This window comes from Ruegeria sp. J8 (assembly GCF_056531925.1).
Window position 1 is genome coordinate 14,113 of the sequence record NZ_JBQFMR010000001.1, and the last position, 18,203, is coordinate 32,315.

At 59.2% G+C, this 18,203-nt stretch carries 18 protein-coding genes; 12 read left to right on the plus strand and 6 right to left on the minus strand.

Annotated elements, in window-relative coordinates; all coding sequences use genetic code 11:
* Positions 1 to 181: 181 nt before the first annotated feature.
* The 3 genes from ACR0L1_RS00065 to ACR0L1_RS00075 all read left to right on the plus strand — a co-directional run bounded on the left by ACR0L1_RS00065 (position 182) and on the right by ACR0L1_RS00075 (position 3,841).
* On the plus strand, positions 182 to 1,618 hold the full coding sequence (locus ACR0L1_RS00065) for a DegQ family serine endoprotease (RefSeq protein WP_480856510.1): 1,437 nt from the start codon (positions 182 to 184) through the stop codon (positions 1,616 to 1,618).
* Between the two features lie 182 nt (positions 1,619 to 1,800).
* The gene (locus tag ACR0L1_RS00070) at positions 1,801 to 2,481 is read left to right on the plus strand and encodes a response regulator transcription factor (protein ID WP_170769525.1); all 681 of its coding nucleotides are present in this window, start codon (positions 1,801 to 1,803) and stop codon (positions 2,479 to 2,481) included.
* Complete coding sequence (locus ACR0L1_RS00075) at positions 2,474 to 3,841, plus strand: sensor histidine kinase (protein WP_480856512.1); 1,368 nt, start codon at positions 2,474 to 2,476, stop codon at positions 3,839 to 3,841. The genes ACR0L1_RS00070 and ACR0L1_RS00075 overlap by 8 nt, the downstream gene beginning before the upstream one ends.
* Here the strand turns inward: ACR0L1_RS00075 and ACR0L1_RS00080 are convergent.
* A complete protein-coding gene (locus ACR0L1_RS00080; protein WP_480856514.1) occupies positions 3,822 to 4,289 on the minus strand; it encodes a CYTH domain-containing protein in 468 nt (155 codons plus the stop codon). The genes ACR0L1_RS00075 and ACR0L1_RS00080 overlap by 20 nt on opposite strands.
* A 103-nt stretch (positions 4,290 to 4,392) precedes the next feature.
* Positions 4,393 to 5,892 (minus strand): CHAD domain-containing protein, encoded by a 1,500-nt coding sequence (locus ACR0L1_RS00085; protein ID WP_480856516.1) that lies wholly within the window; start codon positions 5,890 to 5,892, stop codon positions 4,393 to 4,395.
* 213 nt (positions 5,893 to 6,105) lie between these two features.
* Between ACR0L1_RS00085 and ACR0L1_RS00090 the strand changes: the two genes are divergently transcribed.
* A complete protein-coding gene (locus ACR0L1_RS00090) occupies positions 6,106 to 6,453 on the plus strand; it encodes a TfoX/Sxy family protein (protein WP_170769521.1) in 348 nt (115 codons plus the stop codon).
* A gap of 53 nt (positions 6,454 to 6,506) precedes the next feature.
* Here ACR0L1_RS00090 and ndk read toward each other — a convergent pair whose 3' ends face one another.
* Both ndk and ACR0L1_RS00100 read right to left on the minus strand, forming a co-directional pair.
* Positions 6,507 to 6,929, minus strand: coding sequence for a nucleoside-diphosphate kinase (gene ndk / locus ACR0L1_RS00095; protein ID WP_170352964.1), 423 nt, complete (start codon positions 6,927 to 6,929; stop codon positions 6,507 to 6,509).
* 102 nt (positions 6,930 to 7,031) lie between these two features.
* A complete protein-coding gene (locus ACR0L1_RS00100; protein ID WP_480856518.1) occupies positions 7,032 to 8,234 on the minus strand; it encodes a Bcr/CflA family efflux MFS transporter in 1,203 nt (400 codons plus the stop codon).
* A 104-nt stretch (positions 8,235 to 8,338) separates the two neighbouring features.
* Here ACR0L1_RS00100 and ACR0L1_RS00105 point away from each other — a divergent pair, with 104 nt between their 5' ends.
* The 8 genes from ACR0L1_RS00105 to ACR0L1_RS00140 all read left to right on the plus strand — a co-directional run bounded on the left by ACR0L1_RS00105 (position 8,339) and on the right by ACR0L1_RS00140 (position 15,651).
* Positions 8,339 to 10,189: an ABC-F family ATP-binding cassette domain-containing protein gene (locus ACR0L1_RS00105; RefSeq protein ID WP_480856520.1), complete on the plus strand. Its 1,851-nt coding sequence runs from the start codon at positions 8,339 to 8,341 to the stop codon at positions 10,187 to 10,189.
* Entirely contained in the window at positions 10,186 to 10,578 is a 393-nt protein-coding gene (locus tag ACR0L1_RS00110; RefSeq protein ID WP_480856522.1) for an ACT domain-containing protein, read from the plus strand. Before ACR0L1_RS00105 ends, ACR0L1_RS00110 begins: the two co-directional genes overlap by 4 nt.
* Entirely contained in the window at positions 10,575 to 11,195 is a 621-nt protein-coding gene (locus tag ACR0L1_RS00115; protein ID WP_170769517.1) for a MarC family protein, read from the plus strand. The genes ACR0L1_RS00110 and ACR0L1_RS00115 overlap by 4 nt, the downstream gene beginning before the upstream one ends.
* Before the next feature lie 41 nt (positions 11,196 to 11,236).
* Positions 11,237 to 11,818, plus strand: coding sequence for a retropepsin-like aspartic protease family protein (locus tag ACR0L1_RS00120; RefSeq protein ID WP_480502953.1), 582 nt, complete (start codon positions 11,237 to 11,239; stop codon positions 11,816 to 11,818).
* 48 nt (positions 11,819 to 11,866) lie between these two features.
* Positions 11,867 to 12,487 carry an ImuA family protein gene (locus ACR0L1_RS00125; RefSeq protein ID WP_170769515.1) on the plus strand — a complete coding sequence of 207 codons (621 nt, stop codon included), beginning with the start codon at positions 11,867 to 11,869 and terminating at the stop codon, positions 12,485 to 12,487.
* Between the two features lie 65 nt (positions 12,488 to 12,552).
* Complete coding sequence (locus ACR0L1_RS00130) at positions 12,553 to 13,767, plus strand: MFS transporter (protein ID WP_480856524.1); 1,215 nt, start codon at positions 12,553 to 12,555, stop codon at positions 13,765 to 13,767.
* Positions 13,764 to 14,360, plus strand: coding sequence for a YceI family protein (locus ACR0L1_RS00135; protein ID WP_170769513.1), 597 nt, complete (start codon positions 13,764 to 13,766; stop codon positions 14,358 to 14,360). Before ACR0L1_RS00130 ends, ACR0L1_RS00135 begins: the two co-directional genes overlap by 4 nt.
* A 70-nt stretch (positions 14,361 to 14,430) precedes the next feature.
* Positions 14,431 to 15,651 (plus strand): MFS transporter, encoded by a 1,221-nt coding sequence (locus tag ACR0L1_RS00140; protein WP_480856526.1) that lies wholly within the window; start codon positions 14,431 to 14,433, stop codon positions 15,649 to 15,651.
* Between the two features lie 30 nt (positions 15,652 to 15,681).
* On the opposite strand, the gene ACR0L1_RS00145 is transcribed toward ACR0L1_RS00140, so the two are convergent.
* Both ACR0L1_RS00145 and ACR0L1_RS00150 read right to left on the minus strand, forming a co-directional pair.
* Entirely contained in the window at positions 15,682 to 17,343 is a 1,662-nt protein-coding gene (locus tag ACR0L1_RS00145; protein WP_170769511.1) for a flotillin family protein, read from the minus strand.
* A 33-nt stretch (positions 17,344 to 17,376) separates the two neighbouring features.
* On the minus strand, positions 17,377 to 18,132 hold the full coding sequence (locus ACR0L1_RS00150) for an OB-fold-containig protein (protein WP_480856528.1): 756 nt from the start codon (positions 18,130 to 18,132) through the stop codon (positions 17,377 to 17,379).
* Positions 18,133 to 18,203 lie beyond the last annotated feature (71 nt).

The window sequence follows — 18,203 nt, forward strand, 5'->3', positions numbered from 1 at the left end:
GATTCGAGCCACGCGATTCGCTCCGTTGACCCGAGTCGTATGACCGACCGGTCGTCATACCACCGTGTCTTTATGGCAAAATTAAGATTTCTTAACCTTTGGCACAGGAAATGATCAGACTGGTGCGCCACCTCCTGACTTAACGCGCGAACGGAACCGCGCGATAAAACAGGAGACCAAAATGAGCATCCGTAAATCCTCTCTTCTCGTGCCGCGCACGTCCGGCTGGATCGGCGTCAGCGCCCTGAGCGCCGCGCTGCTGGCCACCACCGCCCTGCCCTCGAAAGCGGACGAAGCCCTGGCTGACCTGGTTGAGAGCGTGTCTCCCTCGGTTGTGACCATTATCGCGGAACAAGAGGCAAAGCCGACACCGGCACAGGGTCAGAACTTTGACTTTGAGGCCCACCCGTTTGGCGAATTCTTCAAACGTTTCGGCACGCCCGAGGGCTTCAACACACCACAGCGCGGACCGGCACAAGGTCTGGGATCCGGTTTCGTGCTGGACGAGGCAGGCTACATCATCACCAATCACCACGTCGTCGATAACGCCACGACCGTCACCGTTCGCCTGTATGACGACCGCACATTCGATGCTGAAATCATCGGCACCGACCCGTTGACAGACATCGCCGTGTTGAAGATTGACGCCGACGCCGGATTGCAGGCCGTTGAACTGGGTGACAGCGACGTGATCCGCGTAGGCGAGGACGTGGTGGCCATCGGCAACCCGTTCGGGCTTAGCTCGACCGTGACTACAGGGATTGTCTCGGCCAAGGGGCGCAACATCTCGCAAGGGCCCTATGCCGAGTTTATCCAGACGGATGCGGCGATCAACAAGGGCAACTCGGGCGGGCCGCTGTTCAACATGGACGGCGAAGTGGTTGGCGTGAACTCGGCTATCTATTCGCCCAGCGGCGGATCTGTGGGTCTGGGCTTTGCGGTAACCTCGAACATCGTCGAGCATATCGCCGCCGACCTGCGCGATGACGGTCAGGTCAGCCGTGGATGGCTGGGTGTCTCGATCCAGAATGTCAGCCCCGAAATTGCCGCAGCCATGGGCATTGACACCTCAACCGGCGCGTTGGTGTCGGATGTGGTCGATGGCAGCCCCGCCGAAGGCGTCTTGCAACAGGGCGATATCATCCTGACCTTCAATGACGAGGCCGTGGACTCCAGCAGTGACCTGCCGCTTCTGGTGGGCACTACCAAGGTTGGCACCGAAAGCACCCTGACGGTGCTGCGGGACGGGACCGAACAGCAGCTGGAACTGACCATCGGCCAGCACCAAAGCGCGGCACTGGACGTTGAAGACCCGGTGGCCGAGGCGACCTCGGGCACCGCACTGGGTGTGATCGTCGCCCCGCTGACCGAAACCAACCGCTCCGAGATCGGTGTGTCCGACTCGGTCAACGGTGTGATCGTGACCGACCTCAAGCCCGACAGCCCTGCGGCCAAAGCCGGCCTGCAGCGCGGTGATGTCATCGTCAAACTGGGCAGCCAGGAAACCGACACGCCCGACGCGCTGAAAGCCGCGCTGGACAGCGAAAAGACCGATCCCGCGCTGGTGCTGATCAACCGGGCCGGAAACCAGATCTTCGTTGCGGTGGAAATCGCCTGATCTGACACCCGCGCGCGCCACGTGATGGGGAATATCTGGCGTGCGCCTCCCCGGCGGTTTGTCTTGTCCGCTCTCTGCCGGGACTGCCGGGTGCGCCGCAACGCACCCGGCACGTATCCCATCAAACCCGGTGCCTTACCCGGAAATTTGTGTTTAAATCCCGATGGAAAGGAGGTCCGATCATGAGCCGCCGTCTGCTGATCGTCGAAGATGACCAAGATACGCGCGACTTCATCGCCAAAGGTTTTGGCGAAGAAGGCTACGTGGTCGAACAAGCTGCTGATGGCCGCGAGGGGCTATACCATGCCACCGATGGCGGGTTTGATGCCATTGTGCTGGACCGAATGCTGCCGGGGCTGGACGGGTTGTCCCTGATCAGGTCCTTGCGGGCCGCGGGGCTGAAGACACCGGTCCTGATGCTGACCGCCATGAGCGCGGTGGACGAACGCGTCAAAGGTTTGCGTTCGGGGGCGGATGATTACCTGGTAAAACCGTTTTCCTTTCAGGAGTTACATGCCCGTATTGAAGCACTTCTGCGGCGTCCGCAGGAATCCGAGGAAAGCGCCATCCTGACCTGCCGCGATCTTGAAATGGATTTGCTGACTCGCAAGGTCACACGCGATGGGCACGAAGTTACTCTGACCCCGCGCGAATTCCAGATTTTGGAATATTTCCTGCGCCGCAAGAACCGCGTGGTCTCTCGCACCATGTTGCTTGAAGGGGTGTGGGACTATCATTTCGACCCAAATACGAATGTCGTCGATGTCCATATCTCGAAGCTGCGGCGTCAGCTGGACGAAGGCGGTGGGCCGCCGCTGATTGAAACCGTTCGCGGTGCGGGTTACATGATATCTGATGGATAACGTACAGCTGTCGTTCAATAATTCACGCACGCGCCTGATATTGGCCAGCATGGTGCTCAGCACATTGTTGACCGCGACGGTTCTGGCATTGGTCTACGTCACCGCCAATCGAAGCATCGAGGGCGAGACGCGTTCGGTCGTATCGGCCGAACTCACCGGATTGGCGGATGAATATGAACGACGCGGGCTGATCGGGCTGCTAACAGCGATTGAACGCCGCCTGCCATCCGCCGCCGAGCGGGATGCGATGTACCTGCTGACAGATCGCTTTGGGGCGACACTGGCCGGAAACCTCAAGCAATGGCCAGCAGACATCGCGGCTGGCAGCGGTTGGGTCGATCTGGAACTGCGCCGTGCGGACAATGACCAACTTGTACCCATCTCAGCGGCCTCAATCCGTCTACCCGGCGGTGAGCGCCTATTGGTCGGGCGAGACGCGCTGGCGCGACAGCAGTTTGACCGGGTCCTTTTGCGCACCGTTGGGATCGTCTTGGTCATTGCCCTAGCACTCAGCATCTTGACCGGGTGGCTGTTCACGCGTCTGGTCTTTTCCCGCCTGTCCGACATCGCAAACACCGCCGAGGATATCGTTTCCGGGGATCTGTCTCGCCGAATGCCAATGCGTGGAACCGGGGATGAGTTCGATCAGGTCGCCGGCACGCTGAACTCGATGCTGGACCGGATCGAAGAGTTGATCAGCAACCTGCGCACCACCTCCAACTCAATCGCCCATGACCTCCGATCCCCACTGTCCCGTCTAAAGCAACGCGTCGAAGCGCTATCGGATCCCACCAAAACCGATCAAGACCGCGATATCGACGTAGCCCGCGCAACAACCGAGATCGACCATGTACTGCGCGTCCTGGGCCAATTGACCGAGATTTCCCGCGCCGAAGCCGGCGTGGGGCGGGAACAGTTCGAAACAGTTGAACTTGAACAACTGGTACGAGATGTGGTCGACCTTTACGATCCCGTCGCCGCAGAAGAGAACATTCGTCTGGTAATTGAAGGAACCGCCGCACCGCTGAGCGGGCATAAACCCCTGCTGTCCCAGGCCCTGTCGAACCTGCTTGAAAACGCCTTGCGCTACGCACCGGAACATACTGAAATCACAATCACTTTGACCGATGATGGTAAGGAGACATACCTAAGCGTCCGCGATCGCGGGCCGGGCGTTGCGCCCGAGGATCTTTCACGCCTTCAAGTGCCCTTTGTGACCCTCGATCCAGCCCGGACCGAACGCAATGCAGGACTTGGTCTGGCGCTGGTATCGGCCATCGCGCATATGCACGGTGGAGAATTCCTGCCGCAGGACGCGGCCCCCGGTCTGAAAGCGACGATCAAACTGGCACACCTTTGATCGCCAAGGTCTTGTTCTTATAGCGTTTATCCTCTGTGACTTCCGCGCCGAAGCATTCGGGCGGAACAAAGGATTTGGCGTCTGCCTCGGTCTCAAACTCAACCTCGACCATGTGCAACGGCGTCAGGCCACCCTGAAAAACATCCAACTCAAAAACGCGCCCATCGGACAGCGTTCCAGTGTAACGTTCCTTCTCAACCCGCCGTTCCGTGGTCTCGGGCCAGAAGGTTTCGAACTGCTCGCCCGAGATTTCGGTTTCGCGTTCTACCCGCACTAGTTCTCCGCAACCCTTCAGCGTCAGGAAATAGCGTTCATTCTTTTGCCGCAACCGCAGTTCAGTGGAATCCTCAGGCGCAGTCAAATAGCCCTGGCGGATCACGGCCCGGTCCAGATGCTGCAAGTCTGGAACCGCAGAAACCAGGAATTTCCGTTCGATTTCAGTGCCCATGCCTATGAACCTACATTGCTATCAACGACGGCCAACCTCATCACTAGTAACTATCTCATATGAGAAAAGGCTTTGCCACCGAACCGAGGGGGCTCGCAGGCTGTCATTGGAACAGCCTCCAGAACTGATGTTTGATCTCGGGGTTGTCCAAACCACGGAGATGCGCGATCACACGCTGGCGTTCTGCCTCTTGGCGTTGTTTTAGCACAGTGATCACCCCGCCTGCGGACAGAGCGAGCTGGGCGATTTCGGGCTGTTCGGTTTCAACCTGTCGATCCACCAATTCCAGCAACGCTTTTTGCTGAACCGAGAAGTCGTTGAATCGGCCTAGATTATCTTGCAGTTTTTTCAGCGGTTTAAGCATGGTATTTAAAGATTTTTGGTTGAACAAAGGACCAAAGAACTCCATTAAATAACGGAGTTTCTTCCCTTCGATCCTCAGGTCATGGACCAAGGTATCGGGCGAATTCGGCATAATCCGACGCGCCCGTCTGCACAGTTTTCGATAGCGTTTCCAGATCATGGTGCAGGCGAAGTCATAAGCTGCAAGCTCTGCGTTCGGGCCGGTCTGCACACTCTTTGGATCGGTGATTTGTCTGCTCAGTTCCAACATACACCGGTTATAGGACACACTTCTGAATTTCTGAGATAGAACTTTCCATGACCTTTTACGCTCTGCCTCAAACTGTGCAAACATGATCTCGGCACCAACATGAAGGTTTTCCGGTATCATGCTGTAATAGTTATTTTTCTCAAGTAGATAGACATCAAGGTCGCGCAACCGGTTGGTCGGGGCCATAAGATCGGAAAACGTTCTCTTCAAGCCCATCGTCTGATGAGGTGAAAAAACTCCTTTGAACAGGCTGAGTACCGAACGGATGCGCCGGAGTGAGACACGGTAGTCATGCAGGAACTCGGTATCGTAATCTGCGATCACACCATTTTCGTTTTGGCGCGCCACCGCCAGATAGGTCCCAATAATCTTGGTCGCCACATCTACAGTGGGTTCTGCTCGAGCGAGGGGGATATCGGGTTTGGCCTGATAACGCGGCGTGTCCGGAGACAGCGCAGTGAAAACCCCAGTTGCGTTTCGTATATCTTTGTTTTTTTCAATCGACTTACGGATATTTTTGAAACTTGAAGATGGCCCGTTCACTTGGCACAAAACCACAATCGTCGCACGTCCATGATCCGAAACAAGATCAACCACCTGGCCTTGAACACGTGTCTTTCGCAAGTCGTCGAGAACCGAGAACTTGCGCACCTTCACAGTTCCAGACGCAATCGGGATCAGTGCCCGAAGCGTGGGAAACTTTGACAATCCTGACCGAACCGCGCCGTTTGGTAGATTTTGAACGAACTGTCCGGCGCCACTGCCCTGCTGCGTCACATGTCGCTTAAAGGAAAACAGATGCAACTTTCCATCAGTTTCAATCAAAAGTTTGCCTTTGGACACAAGAGATTGGTCATGGCAATCTAGGATGTGAAAAAGCCGTTTTGATGACTCGCCGATCGTCAAGTTCCAATGATTCTTGAGCACCCCTTCGATAGCTTTTTCGTCAAACCGACCTGACAAGATGAACACCGAACTTTCTTTGCCCATCAAAAACCCTCCAGCCGCCCGGATCGCATGTACATCTTGCAGGTAAGCATTTGTTTTTCAGCGATTTTCATAGTCTTGGGCACGAAAGGACCTCATGACGGTATTTGCCCGTGAAATCTTAACTTGGTCCTGCAGGCAAAGGTACTACGACCGGGAGGCATTCACGGTGAAATTCGGATGACAGAGGATACACCGTATCATAAGACTTTTCACATGTCCGATCCCGTCTCATCCATACGCAACCTCGGCCCCGCTTTCGAACAGGCCTGTGCTCGTGCCGGGATACACTCGGCGCAAGGATTGCGGGAATTGGGACCAGATGCGGCCTACACGAAACTATTGCAGTCGGGTTCTCGCCCGCATTTCATCGGGTACTACGTGCTGGTCATGGGCCTTCAGGGGCGTCCATGGAACGATTGCAAAGGCGAGGAGAAGAAGGCGCTGCGCAAACGGTTCGATGCGATCAAGGCCAGTGTCAGCACCGCGCCTGAGATGCAGATCATCGCTGATCTGGATGCGATCGGCGTGCGGGTCTCGGCTGCGGACCTCAAACCCGAATGAAAAAGGCCGCCCCCGGTGACGGGAGCGGCCCTGAATTCTATTGTGGTTAAAGATTAGCCGACCAGTTCAATGCCCGAGAAGAAGTAGGCGATTTCAACCGCTGCGGTCTCAGGTGCGTCGGAACCGTGGACCGAGTTTTCGCCAACCGATTCAGCGAACTCGGCGCGGATGGTGCCGGCGGCCGCGTCTGCGGGGTTGGTTGCGCCCATGACTTCGCGGTTCTTGGCAATGGCGCCTTCGCCTTCCAGAACCTGAACGACGACCGGAGCCGACGACATGAACTCGCACAGCTCGTCATAGAACGGACGCTCGGCGTGAACTTCGTAGAACTTACCGGCTTGTTCCTTGGTCATGTGGATGCGCTTTTGCGCAACGATGCGCAGGCCTGCGTCTTCAAACTTGGCGTTGATCTTGCCAGTCAGGTTGCGGCGGGTTGCATCGGGTTTGATGATCGAGAATGTGCGTTCCAGTGCCATATCGGCCTCTCCTTACAATGTGGCGCGTGGTGTGCGCCGAAATCCATCGCGCGCCGCCTAGCACGGTATGTGGCCCAAGAAAAGTGTTATATGGCGCGGCGCTCAGATCGTGTCCGGCAATGGGTCCAACTGGTCGACCCGCCGAACATAGAGGATGGACAGGAGTCCTGCGAAACTGCTGAGGCACATCATGCCAAGAACGATAAATGGGGCATTCGCGGCAGTAACCAAGGCCCCGGTGGCCATGGTCAGCACGGCCCCCAACGCCACAGTCATCGCGCCAGACAGCCCCGCAGCGCTACCCGCCAATTGCGGACGTACAGACATCAGACCGGCGGTGGCATTGGCGACGGTCAGCCCGTTGCCGAACCCCACCAGAATGGCTGAACCAAAAAAGGTCCAGACGCTGCCGCCCTCGGCTGCGAACACCACAAGACCCACAAGTGGCCCAACCGAGGCAATCACACGCCCAAAAAGAATCATATTATTCAGCCGGGCCCGCGCCGCCAGACGCCCGGTCAGATAGCTGCCCGCCATGAACCCCAGCGTGATGATCCCAATCCCCAACCCTAATAGCGCGGGGTTCAGATCGAACCACGTTGCTGCAACCAAAGGCGCACCGGTGATAAACGCATAGAACCCTCCAATCGAAAACGCCGCACAAAAGGAATAGCCCCAAAACCGACGTGAATTGAAAAGCTGCGGATAGAGCCTCATCTGCGCGGCGAAGGTAGCGGTTGTGTTAGTGTTGGTCTCACCCAGATCGACCCATATCAACGCCAAGAGGCCCGCGCCCAGAAGAAGATACAAAATAAACCCGGCGCGCCAGCCGAATAGCATCTCGAGCAGACCGCCCAGCATCGGCCCCAGCATCGGTGCTAGCGCCATAGCCATCGAGACATAACCCAGCTTTGCCGCGGCCTCATTCGGTGGATGCATATCCCGTATCGCGGCTCGTGCCAGAACCTGCCCGGCCACGACGGCACCTTGCAGCATCCGAAACCCTAGAAACACCCAGATCGACTGCGCCAACGCACATCCGACCGAAGCAACGACGAAGATGACCATACAGATCAGCAATACCGGCCTGCGTCCGAACCGGTCGGACAACGGCCCCATGATCAGTTGCAGGACTGCCGACAGCGCCAGATAACCAGCGATCGACAGGTTCACCAGGCCGTATTCCGCCTCCAGTGCCGCGCCGATACTGGGCAGCGATGGCAGGAACATGTTCAGCGACAGAACCGAAAGCGCCGTCAGCAAAACCAATGTGATCAAGGACGGAGGGGACTGCGCAGGCCGCATCAAACATTCCACTTCATTCAAACATGGCAGCGCTATCACATTGATCCCGTGTTGAACATGCCAAGCCGCTGGCGGCGGCATCATACCTCTGTTAAGAGCGGCCCATGCTACGGATCGAAGACATCAATTACGCCGTTGAAGGCCGCCCCTTGTTCGACGGGGCCAGTGCAACCATCCCCGATGGGCACAAGGTGGGTCTTGTGGGCCGAAACGGCACCGGAAAGACCACTCTGTTCCGCCTGATCCGGGGCGAACTGGCGTTGGAATCGGGCAATATCGTGCTGCCCAAACGCGCACGGATCGGCGGTGTGGCGCAAGAGGTGCCCTCCTCCGATGTCTCGCTGATCAATACCGTTCTGGCGGCTGATACCGAACGCAGCACCCTGATGGCCGAGGCCGACAGCGCCACCGACCCTTCGCGCATTGCCGAGATTCAGACCCGTCTGGCCGATATCGACGCCTGGTCCGCCGAAGCCCGCGCAGCCTCGATCCTCAAAGGTCTGGGCTTCGATGATGAGGATCAGCTGAAACCCTGCTCGGATTTCTCGGGCGGCTGGCGGATGCGCGTGGCGCTGGCGGCGGTTCTGTTTTCGCAGCCCGACCTGCTGTTGCTGGACGAACCGACCAACTATCTGGACCTCGAAGGCGCGCTGTGGCTGGAAAGCTATCTGGCCAAATACCCTCATACGGTCATCATCATCAGCCACGATCGGGGACTGTTGAACCGCGCGGTGGGGTCGATCCTGCATCTGGAAGACCGCAAGCTGACCTATTACGCGGTGCCTTACGACAAGTTCGCCGAACGCCGCGCCGAACGCATCGCGCAGGCGGAATCGGAAAACGCCAAGGCCAAGGCCCGCATCGCCCATCTGCAAAGCTTCGTGGACCGGTTCCGTGCCAAGGCCACCAAGGCCGTGCAAGCACAGTCGCGCCTGAAGATGATCGAGCGCATCCAACTAGTCTCGACCCCGCAAGAGGCAGCCCTGCGCGCGTTTTCCTTCCCCGAGCCCGAGGAGCTGTCGCCCCCGATCATCCATCTTGAGGGCGGTATCACGGGGTATGGCGACACCGAGGTGCTGCGCCGCCTGAACCTGCGCATCGATCAGGATGATCGCATCGCCCTGCTGGGCAAGAACGGTCAGGGTAAATCGACCCTGTCGAAGCTGCTGTCCGACCGCCTGCCCCTGATGGCGGGCAAGATGACCCGCAGTTCCAAGCTGCGGATCGGCTATTTCGCGCAGCATCAGGTGGATGAGCTGTATGTGGACGAGACCCCTCTGGACCACCTACGCCGCCTGCGCCCGGATGAGGCACCGGGCAAGTGGCGATCCCGTCTGGCCGGGTTTGGCCTGAATGCCGACCAGGCGGATACAGAGGTCGGGCGTCTGTCGGGCGGCCAGAAAGCACGCCTGTCGCTGCTGCTGGCCACGATCGACGCGCCGCATATGCTGATCCTGGATGAACCGACCAACCATCTGGACATCGAAAGCCGCGAGGCGCTGGTCGAGGCGCTGACCGCCTATTCCGGCGCGGTGGTGCTGGTCAGCCACGACATGCACCTGCTGTCGCTGGTTGCGGATCGGCTGTGGCTGGTCTCGGACGGGACGGTAAAACCGTTCGAGGGCGATCTGGAAGCCTATCGCGCCCTGTTGCTGGCCCGCGACAAGCCGGTCAAGGAAAAACCTGCAGTTGCGAAACCCAAACGCCCCTCACGCGATGCAATTCTGGCGCTACGCGCCGATCTGCGCAAATGCGAGGACCGGATTGAGAAGTTGACGGATATGCATGAAAAGCTGTCTGCCAAACTGGCTGATCCAGCCTTGTATGAAGATGATCGGATCAACGATCTGGAAACCTGGAACCGCAAATTCGCCGAGGTGGTTGAAGCGATGCAAAAAGCCGAAGCTCTGTGGGTCGCCGCCGCAGAACGTTTGGAGGAAGCCGAAGCGTCATGACATCCCCCGTGACCGAAACCAAAGCCATGATTGCCGGTATGCGCCCCGCGCTACAGCCCGGTGAATATGCCTTTGTTGTCTGGCCGTCCGACGCAGAATGGCCAAATGGCACTAGGGCCAGCTGTATCGAGGTCGAGGGCCTTTCGCTGATCGTTCCCTTCGAGGCAGCACAGACCGGCGCAGTCCCTATGCGCTGCATTACCCTGCAGGTGCATTCCTCGCTGGAAGGTGTGGGCCTCACCGCTGCTGTCTCAAGCGCACTTGCACAAGCCGGCATTCCGGCAAACATGGTCGCGGGGTATCACCATGACCACGTTTACGTTCCCAGCGATCAGGCCGATAAGGCCGTGGCAATCCTGACAGAACTTCAGCGCGGTGCCGCAGAATGATCGACCTGGCCTTCTTCATCACCGCTTTCACCACCTTGTTCGTGGTGATCGACCCGTTCGGCACCACGCCGATCTTCGTGGCTCTGACACAGGATATGGACGCCGCGACACGCCGCAAAACGGCGATCCGCAGTTGCCTGACTGCCGTTTGCATCCTGATCGCCTTTGCCGCGTTTGGTGAGGCCGTGCTTGGCTTTGTCGGAATCTCGATGGAGGCCTTCCGCGTCGCAGGCGGCGCGCTGCTGTTCCTGACCGCGCTCGACATGCTGTTCGACCGCCGCACCAAACGGCGCGAGGACCGGGCCGAGGAAGAGGAACATCCCGACCCGTCTGTGTTCCCGCTGGCCATTCCGCTGATCGCGGGGCCGGGCTCGATTGCCACGATCATCCTGCTGGCGGGGCAGCATCCCGGCGTTCTGGGCATTGTCGAAGCGTGTATCGTCATGCTGGCCGTCATGGCGGTAGTTCTGATCTTTTTCCTGTCAGGCGGCGTGATCGCGCGCATCCTCGGCAAGACCGGGTTGAATGTGCTGACCCGTTTGTTGGGGATGCTGCTGGCGGCGCTGTCGGTTCAATTCATTCTGGATGGCCTCAAGGCCTTTGGATTTGCCTCCTGACCCCCCATATACGTGTCAGGTCAACCCGTTAGGATATCGGTATGGATGGGGATAGCATTGCACGTTTGGCGTATCTTAGCCTGTTGGGCGTGGCGGTTGTCGCGTGGTTCATCTCGCAAAACCGGCAGACGCTGAACAAGACGTTGCAACAGGCCATGGCCTGGGTATTCATCTTCATCGGCGTAATCGCCGTCGTTGGCCTGTGGGAAGATATCCGCTCGACCATCAGCCCGGTGCCGCAGTTGACCGTGACCGGCGAAACGATCGAAGTGCCCCGCTCGGCAGATGGCCATTATTACCTGCCGGTCGAGGTCGATGGTCAGACGATCACTTTCCTAGTGGATACCGGTGCCAGCCAGATAGTTCTCAGCTCCCGCGACGCTGAACGGATCGGCGTTGACCTGAACCAATTGAATTATTTCGGACGCGCTCTGACTGCGAATGGCGAGGTACGCACCGCGCCTGTACGGCTGGAAACGGTCACTTTGGGCCCGATCACCGATCAGAATATCTCGGCCTGGGTGAATGAGGGCGAGCTGCACCAGTCGCTGTTGGGGATGGATTACCTGCATCTGTTTTCGAACATCCAATTCGCGGACGGGCGTATGATCCTGTCTCGCTAGAGATATTTCAGGATTGAGAACAAAATAAGAACATGTTAGATTGTCGGCATGTCCACAACGCTTCTTGGCCGCAAACCCGCACGTGATATACCGGGGCTGGCGCTGCACCCTCAGATCACCTTGCAACTGGGCCGCGTGCACGAAGCCTGCGGCCCTGCCCGGCGCAGTTTCGCCGTCTGGCTGGCTGGTCAGGCGCAAGGCCCCGTGCTGTGGATTTCCCCCGCGTGGGAGCCGGGCCAGCTGAACCCCGACGGCATGATGCCCTTTGTCGACCCCGCCCGGTTCATCTTTGTCCACCCCACCCGCGCCGAGGATATCTTGTGGTGTCTGGAAGAGGCACTGCGCAGCGGGGCCGTTCCGCTGGTGATCGGTGATCTGCCCGGCGCGCCGGGGCTGACGCCCGTGCGGCGGATGCATCTGGCGGCCGAACAGGGCGGCGCGATGGGACGGGCCCCACTGGGGCTGTTGCTGACACCCGGCGACGGCGGCGCGCAAGGGGTTGAGACGCGCTGGCACATGGCCGCGAACCATACTCAAGAGGCGCGCCGCTGGACCCTAACCCGCCGCCGTGCCCGCGCCCTGCCCCCAGTCACATGGCAGGCCACCCAGACCAAACCGCGCGCCGGATTGAACCTGCAAAGAACGGCAACCGACGAGGTATCGGCGTGACACCACCACGTGATCACGAAAGAAGTGACTAGCCAACCCCCACCCTGCGCCCTAGCGTTCCGGGAATGAGCCACGCAATCCACGACAGCCGCTATTCTTGGCTACGCCTCACGATCACGCTTGCCATCGCTACGGTGGCGAATGTCGGCATGTGGGCGGTGATCGTGGTGATGCCCGCGATTGAGACACAGTTCGACGCCGGACGGGCCGAAGCCTCGCTGCCGTACGTTCTGACCATGGTAGGCTTTGCGTTGGGAAACATGTGGCTGGGGCAACTGGTCGATCGGCTGGGTGTGACCAAAGCGTTGATCGGGGCCGCCATACTCAGCACCGTCAGCTATGTGCTGGCAACGCTGGCGCCGAACATGATCACCCTGTCACTGGCACATTTGCTGGTGGGGCTGGGCACCTCCATCGGGTTTGGGCCGCTGATCGCCGATATCTCGCACTGGTTCATGCAGCGGCGCGGAATTGCTGTGGCACTGGTGGCCAGCGGCAATTACCTGTCGGGTGCGATCTGGCCGACCCTTCTGTCGGATATTCTGGCGCGTGACGGTTGGCAGCAGGTCTACCTGACGCTTGCCATGATCACGCCTGCCATCGTCATCCCCCTGTCCTTGTTGCTGCGCCGTCAGGTCCCGGCCGAGGCGCATCAGACCGCAGCCGCCAGCGCCAGCATCAAGGCCAGCAGCGTCGGGATCTCACCACGCGGGTTGCAATACATACTGGGTCTGGCCGGGATCGGGTGCTGCGTCGCGATGTCGATGCCGCAGGTCCATATTGTCTCATACTGCGTCGGGCTGGGCTATGGCCCCGCTGTCGGAGCCGAGATGCTGTCGCTGATGTTGCTGGGCGGCGTGGTCAGCCGCGTGATTTCCGGGATGGTGGCCGACAAGCTGGGCGGGCTGATGACCCTGCTGATCGGGTCGATCCTGCAATGTATCGCGCTGTTCCTGTTCCTGCCCTATGACGGCATGGTCTCGCTGTACATCATCAGCCTCATGTTCGGGCTGGCACAGGGCGGCATCGTGCCCAGCTATGCGCTGGTCGTGCGTGAATACATGCCCCCGCAAGAGGCCGGAGCCCGCGTAGGTTTTGTCATGATGATGACCATCATGGGCATGGCCTTGGGCGGCTGGATGTCGGGTTGGATTTACGACGTAACCGGAAATTATCAACTGGCCTTTATCAACGGCATTCTCTGGAACGGGCTGAACATCGCAATCCTGCTGATGTTGCTGAAACGATCGCGCCCCCGCAGGCAGGAGGTCATGGCATGACCCAACTAACTCGACGCACAGTCCTGGCCAGCCTGATTGCACTGACTCTTGCGAGTTCGGCGCTGGCTGCGCCACGCACGTATCAACTGGTCCCCGAAGAGACATCCGTCGATTTCACCTTTGACCTGTCCGGCATTTCCCAATCCGGCACCATGCCAATCGAGTCTGCCGACATACAGATCGACCTGAATGATCTTCTCAACAGTCGGGTGGACGTGATCCTGAACGTCGCCAAAGCGCGCACCAAACTGCCCTTCGCCCGCAAACCCATGCTCAGCGAGAGTGTGCTGGCGGCAAAGGAATATCCAACCATCCATTTCGTCTCAACCAGTGTTCAGCTTGGTGAGGGCGGTCGTATCTCGAACGGGGCCATCATCAACGGAGACCTTACAGTGCGCGGAGTCACCATGCCGATCGAACTGAAGGCCGACCTGTTTCGCGCGCCCGGCAGCGCTGCGGACAGTCTGGATGACCTGTCCATCCGCCTGACAGGCGAGCTGAACCGGCACGACTTCGGCGCCTCAGGTTTTGCAGATCTGGTTCAGGATACGGTCGGGCTGGATATCAGAGCAGAGATTCAACGGACCCAATAGCAAAAAAACGACGCGACAAAGTCGATAAGCAGCGCGATTCCTATGCCGGATGCCGCAAGGTGGGGGCGTTATGCGCACGATGATTTCCTTTGCCGCCCTGTTTCTTTCGGTCATTTTGCTACAGCTCTCGACCGGAGGCGTCGGCCCGCTTGACGCCATCTCGGGCCTGACACTGGATTTCTCGACCGAGCAGATCGGCTTATTGGGGTCCGCGCATTTCATAGGATTCTTTGTTGGCTGCTGGTGGGCACCTCGCCTCATGGGCAGCGTCGGACATTCGCGCGCATTTGCTGTGTGTACGGCCTTGGGTGCGATGGGTTTGCTGGGCCATACTCTGACTGAAAACCCGAACATATGGGCCGTACTGCGGATCGCGTCAGGCACCTGCGTTGCTGGTTGCTATACAGTGATTGAGGCTTGGTTGAACGCCAAGGTCACAAACGAGTCGCGTGGCCGCGTGATGGGCAGCTATCGCATCGCCGATCTGGGCGCGTCGCTTTGCGCGCAATTGATTATCGCCGTGCTGCCACCCGCGTCTTATGTGTCTTACAACCTGCTGGCCATCTTGTGCTGTGCTTCGCTGTTGCCTCTGGCCCTGACCCGGGCCAGCCAGCCTAAGACGCCCGACGCGCCCCGCCTGCGCCCCAGACTGGCCTGGACAAACTCACCTCTGGCGGTGGCCGGAGTGATTGTGTCGGCGCTTAGCTCTGCCTCGTTTCGCATGGTCGGCCCGGTTTATGGGCAAGAGGTCGGGCTGGGTGTGGATCAGATCGCCTTCTTCCTCGCTTCCTTCGTTCTTGGCGGCGCGCTGGCGCAATATCCACTGGGATGGCTGGCCGACAAATATGATCGGCGATGGGTGTTGATCTGGCTGTCCGCCGCTGCAGTGCTCAGCTGCGGCATCACTATGGCGGCAAGCGGGTCCGGTACCCTCGGCGTCATGCTGGCAGCTGGGTTCTTTGGCTTGACCACCTTCCCGATCTTCTCGGTATCTTCTGCCCACGCCAACGACTTTGCCACGACCGAACAACGGGTTGAGCTTTCTGCCGCGCTGATGTTTTGGTACGCGCTGGGGGCTATTGCCTCACCCTATATCTCATCCACGCTGATCCAGCAGTATGGGCCGGGTGCCTTGTTTGCCTTTGTGGCAGTAGGTCATATGGGGCTGATCGTGTTCGGTCTAGCGCGGATGCGGTCGCGCCCAACCCCGGACGAACGCACGAACTATGTCTATGCTCCACGCACATCCTTCACCATCGGGCGACTGCTGAAGCGGTCGCGCGAAGAATAAAGGGCCGGGAAATCCCGGCCCTTCCTTTTGTTACTGGGTCGGAGGCGTCTCGTCCTCCAGCCCCTCGACGGGGTCCTGCGTCTGCTCTAGCGCTCCGTTCACTACGCCGCCGACACCGTTTTCCATCGACAGGCCAAGCTCTTCGCCCAGCTTCTTGAGCGCGGGCATCTGCACCGCCATGCCCATGATCGAATCCAGTGCCTGATTGACCACCGGCTTGTCGCTGTTGGCCGCGCCGCCCGAGGCCCCGGCCCCGATGCCGCCCACCTGATGGATCTTGATCGAGTCGATTTTTTCCGCAGGCTTGACCATCTCCGAGATGATCGATGGCATCGTCTCAATCCGCGCCATATCGACCTTCATGCGGATCTGGGCCGCGGACAGAGCATTGTCGGCCTCGACAATGGCGCGCTTGCCTTCGGCTTCGGCAAGCATGTCGTTTTTCTTGGCCTCGGCCCGGATGTTCAGCGCGTCTGCCTCGGCTTGTGCCTCTTCGCGGCGGGCTTCGGCGCGGTCCGCGGCGGCCTCTTTCTCGGCCTGCGCGGCCAGCCGGATCGCGGTCGCCTGACGTTCGGCCTCACGCGTGGCTTCGATCAGAGCGATCTGCTTGATCCGCTCGGCTTCGGCCACCTCGCGGGCGGTCGCGACGGCTTCGGTTGCCTTGGTCGCCTCGGCACGGGCCAAGTCGGCAGACGCACGCGCGCGGCTTTCCTCTTCGGATTTCTGCGCGATGATGATCTGACGTTCCTGTTCGGCCACTTCAATCTCACGCTCCTTGGCAATCTCGGCATCGCGGATTTTACGCTCCCGCTCAATATCGGCCGAACGGATGGCTTCTTCACGGGCGATCCGGGCGCGTTCAGTCTCGCGCACCGAGTCCTCGGTCCGGGCTGCGATTTCGGCCTCTTGCGCCACGCGCATGGTTTCGACCTTTTGGGCCTGCTCAATCCGTGCCTGCGCCTCATCCTGTTCGATCAGCAGCTTTTGGCGTTCCGCCTCCATCGCGGCGCGGCGCACTTCAACCTCGGCCTCAGCATCGATCTGCGCGCGTTCCTTTTTGGACACGGCAATTACCTCGGCCAGCCTACGCATACCCACGGCGTTAAAGGCGTTGTTTTCGTCCAGCGCCTCGAACGGTGTCTGATCCAACGCAGTCAGCGAGACAGATTCCAGCGACAGACCATTCTTCAACAGGTCTTCGGACACCGCATTCTGCACCTCTTGCACAAAGTCGGCGCGGTTCTCATGCAGACCATCCATGGTCATCTGAGCCGCCACGGCGCGCAAGCCGTCAATCAGCTTGCCTTCGATCATCTCACGCAGTTGCTCAACGTCGAAAGTGCGGTCGCCCAGCGTTTGCGCGGCACGTGCGATACCCTCTTCGGTCGCCATGACCGAGACGTAGAACTCGACACCTACGTCCACGCGCATCCGGTCTTTAGTAATCAGCGCGGCCTCACCGCTGCGCTGCACCTCCAGGCGCAGGGTCTTCATGTTGACGGGGCTAACCTCGTGCAGCAGCGGCACAATGATGACGCCGCCATCCATGATGACCTTTTTGCCGCCTGCCCCGGTTTTCACCAGACTGACTTCACGCGTAGCGCGACGATAGAGACGGCCCAGCACAAGGCCAATGAACAAGAGTACGGCCAGAATAGTCACAACCGTGACGGCCAGGAATTGAACTTCCATGCAAAATCCTCCGAGTTGGGGTTTGAAATTTGGTTAGTCTGACAAGCCGACCAGAACGAACCGGTCGCGCCGTCTGTCGCGTAGAACAAGGACATCCGTGCCCTGCTCCAGCATCTCTTTGTCCTGCAGTGGCTCGGCGCGCAGGTAATGCGTGTTGCCAAAGCGATCCATGACGCGCACCTCGGCCGGTCGGCCGCGCGATGCGGTGCCTTGGGTGATCACACCACGACGGCGAGCAAGCATCCGTTCCGACATCGCTTCGGTCTCGGTCTTGGGCAGAAGGCGGGCAAAAACACCGCCAAAGCCGCGTGCGAACCACAGTCCGAATGCGCCAGCCGGGATGGCGGCGATCCAAGATGGCATGTCAAAGCCCAGCAGGTCGTGCAGCGCCAGTTGCAGGCCCATGCCCGACAGGCCAAAGCCCGCAAGCAGCACCGCCAGCCAGATCATGAAGGGCACCTTGCCCAGACCCAACCATGCCATAGGCCCGGACGGTTCGGTCCCCAGCGCATCAGCCTCGATCTCGGCCAGCTCAATGTCACCCAGATCAACATCCGAGTCGATGTCCAGATCAAGGTCGGCCACATCCAGATCAGGCGCATCAACCGCATCCAGGTCAACCTCGCCCTCACCCGCCAATATGCTGCCGCCGATCGCCAAAGCCACAAGCTCTAGCGCCAGCAGACCGAACAGCAGCGCAAGCGAAAAGGTAAAGGGCACAAAAGCACCCTCGAGCAAAAAGTCGAACATCAGCGGATCGCCCTCGTTATTGTATACTTTGGTATACATTTCATATGGGAAGTCATTTCTCGAAATTCAAGAGGTTGTGATTCCAATTTACAACCTATGGGTATTGCGCG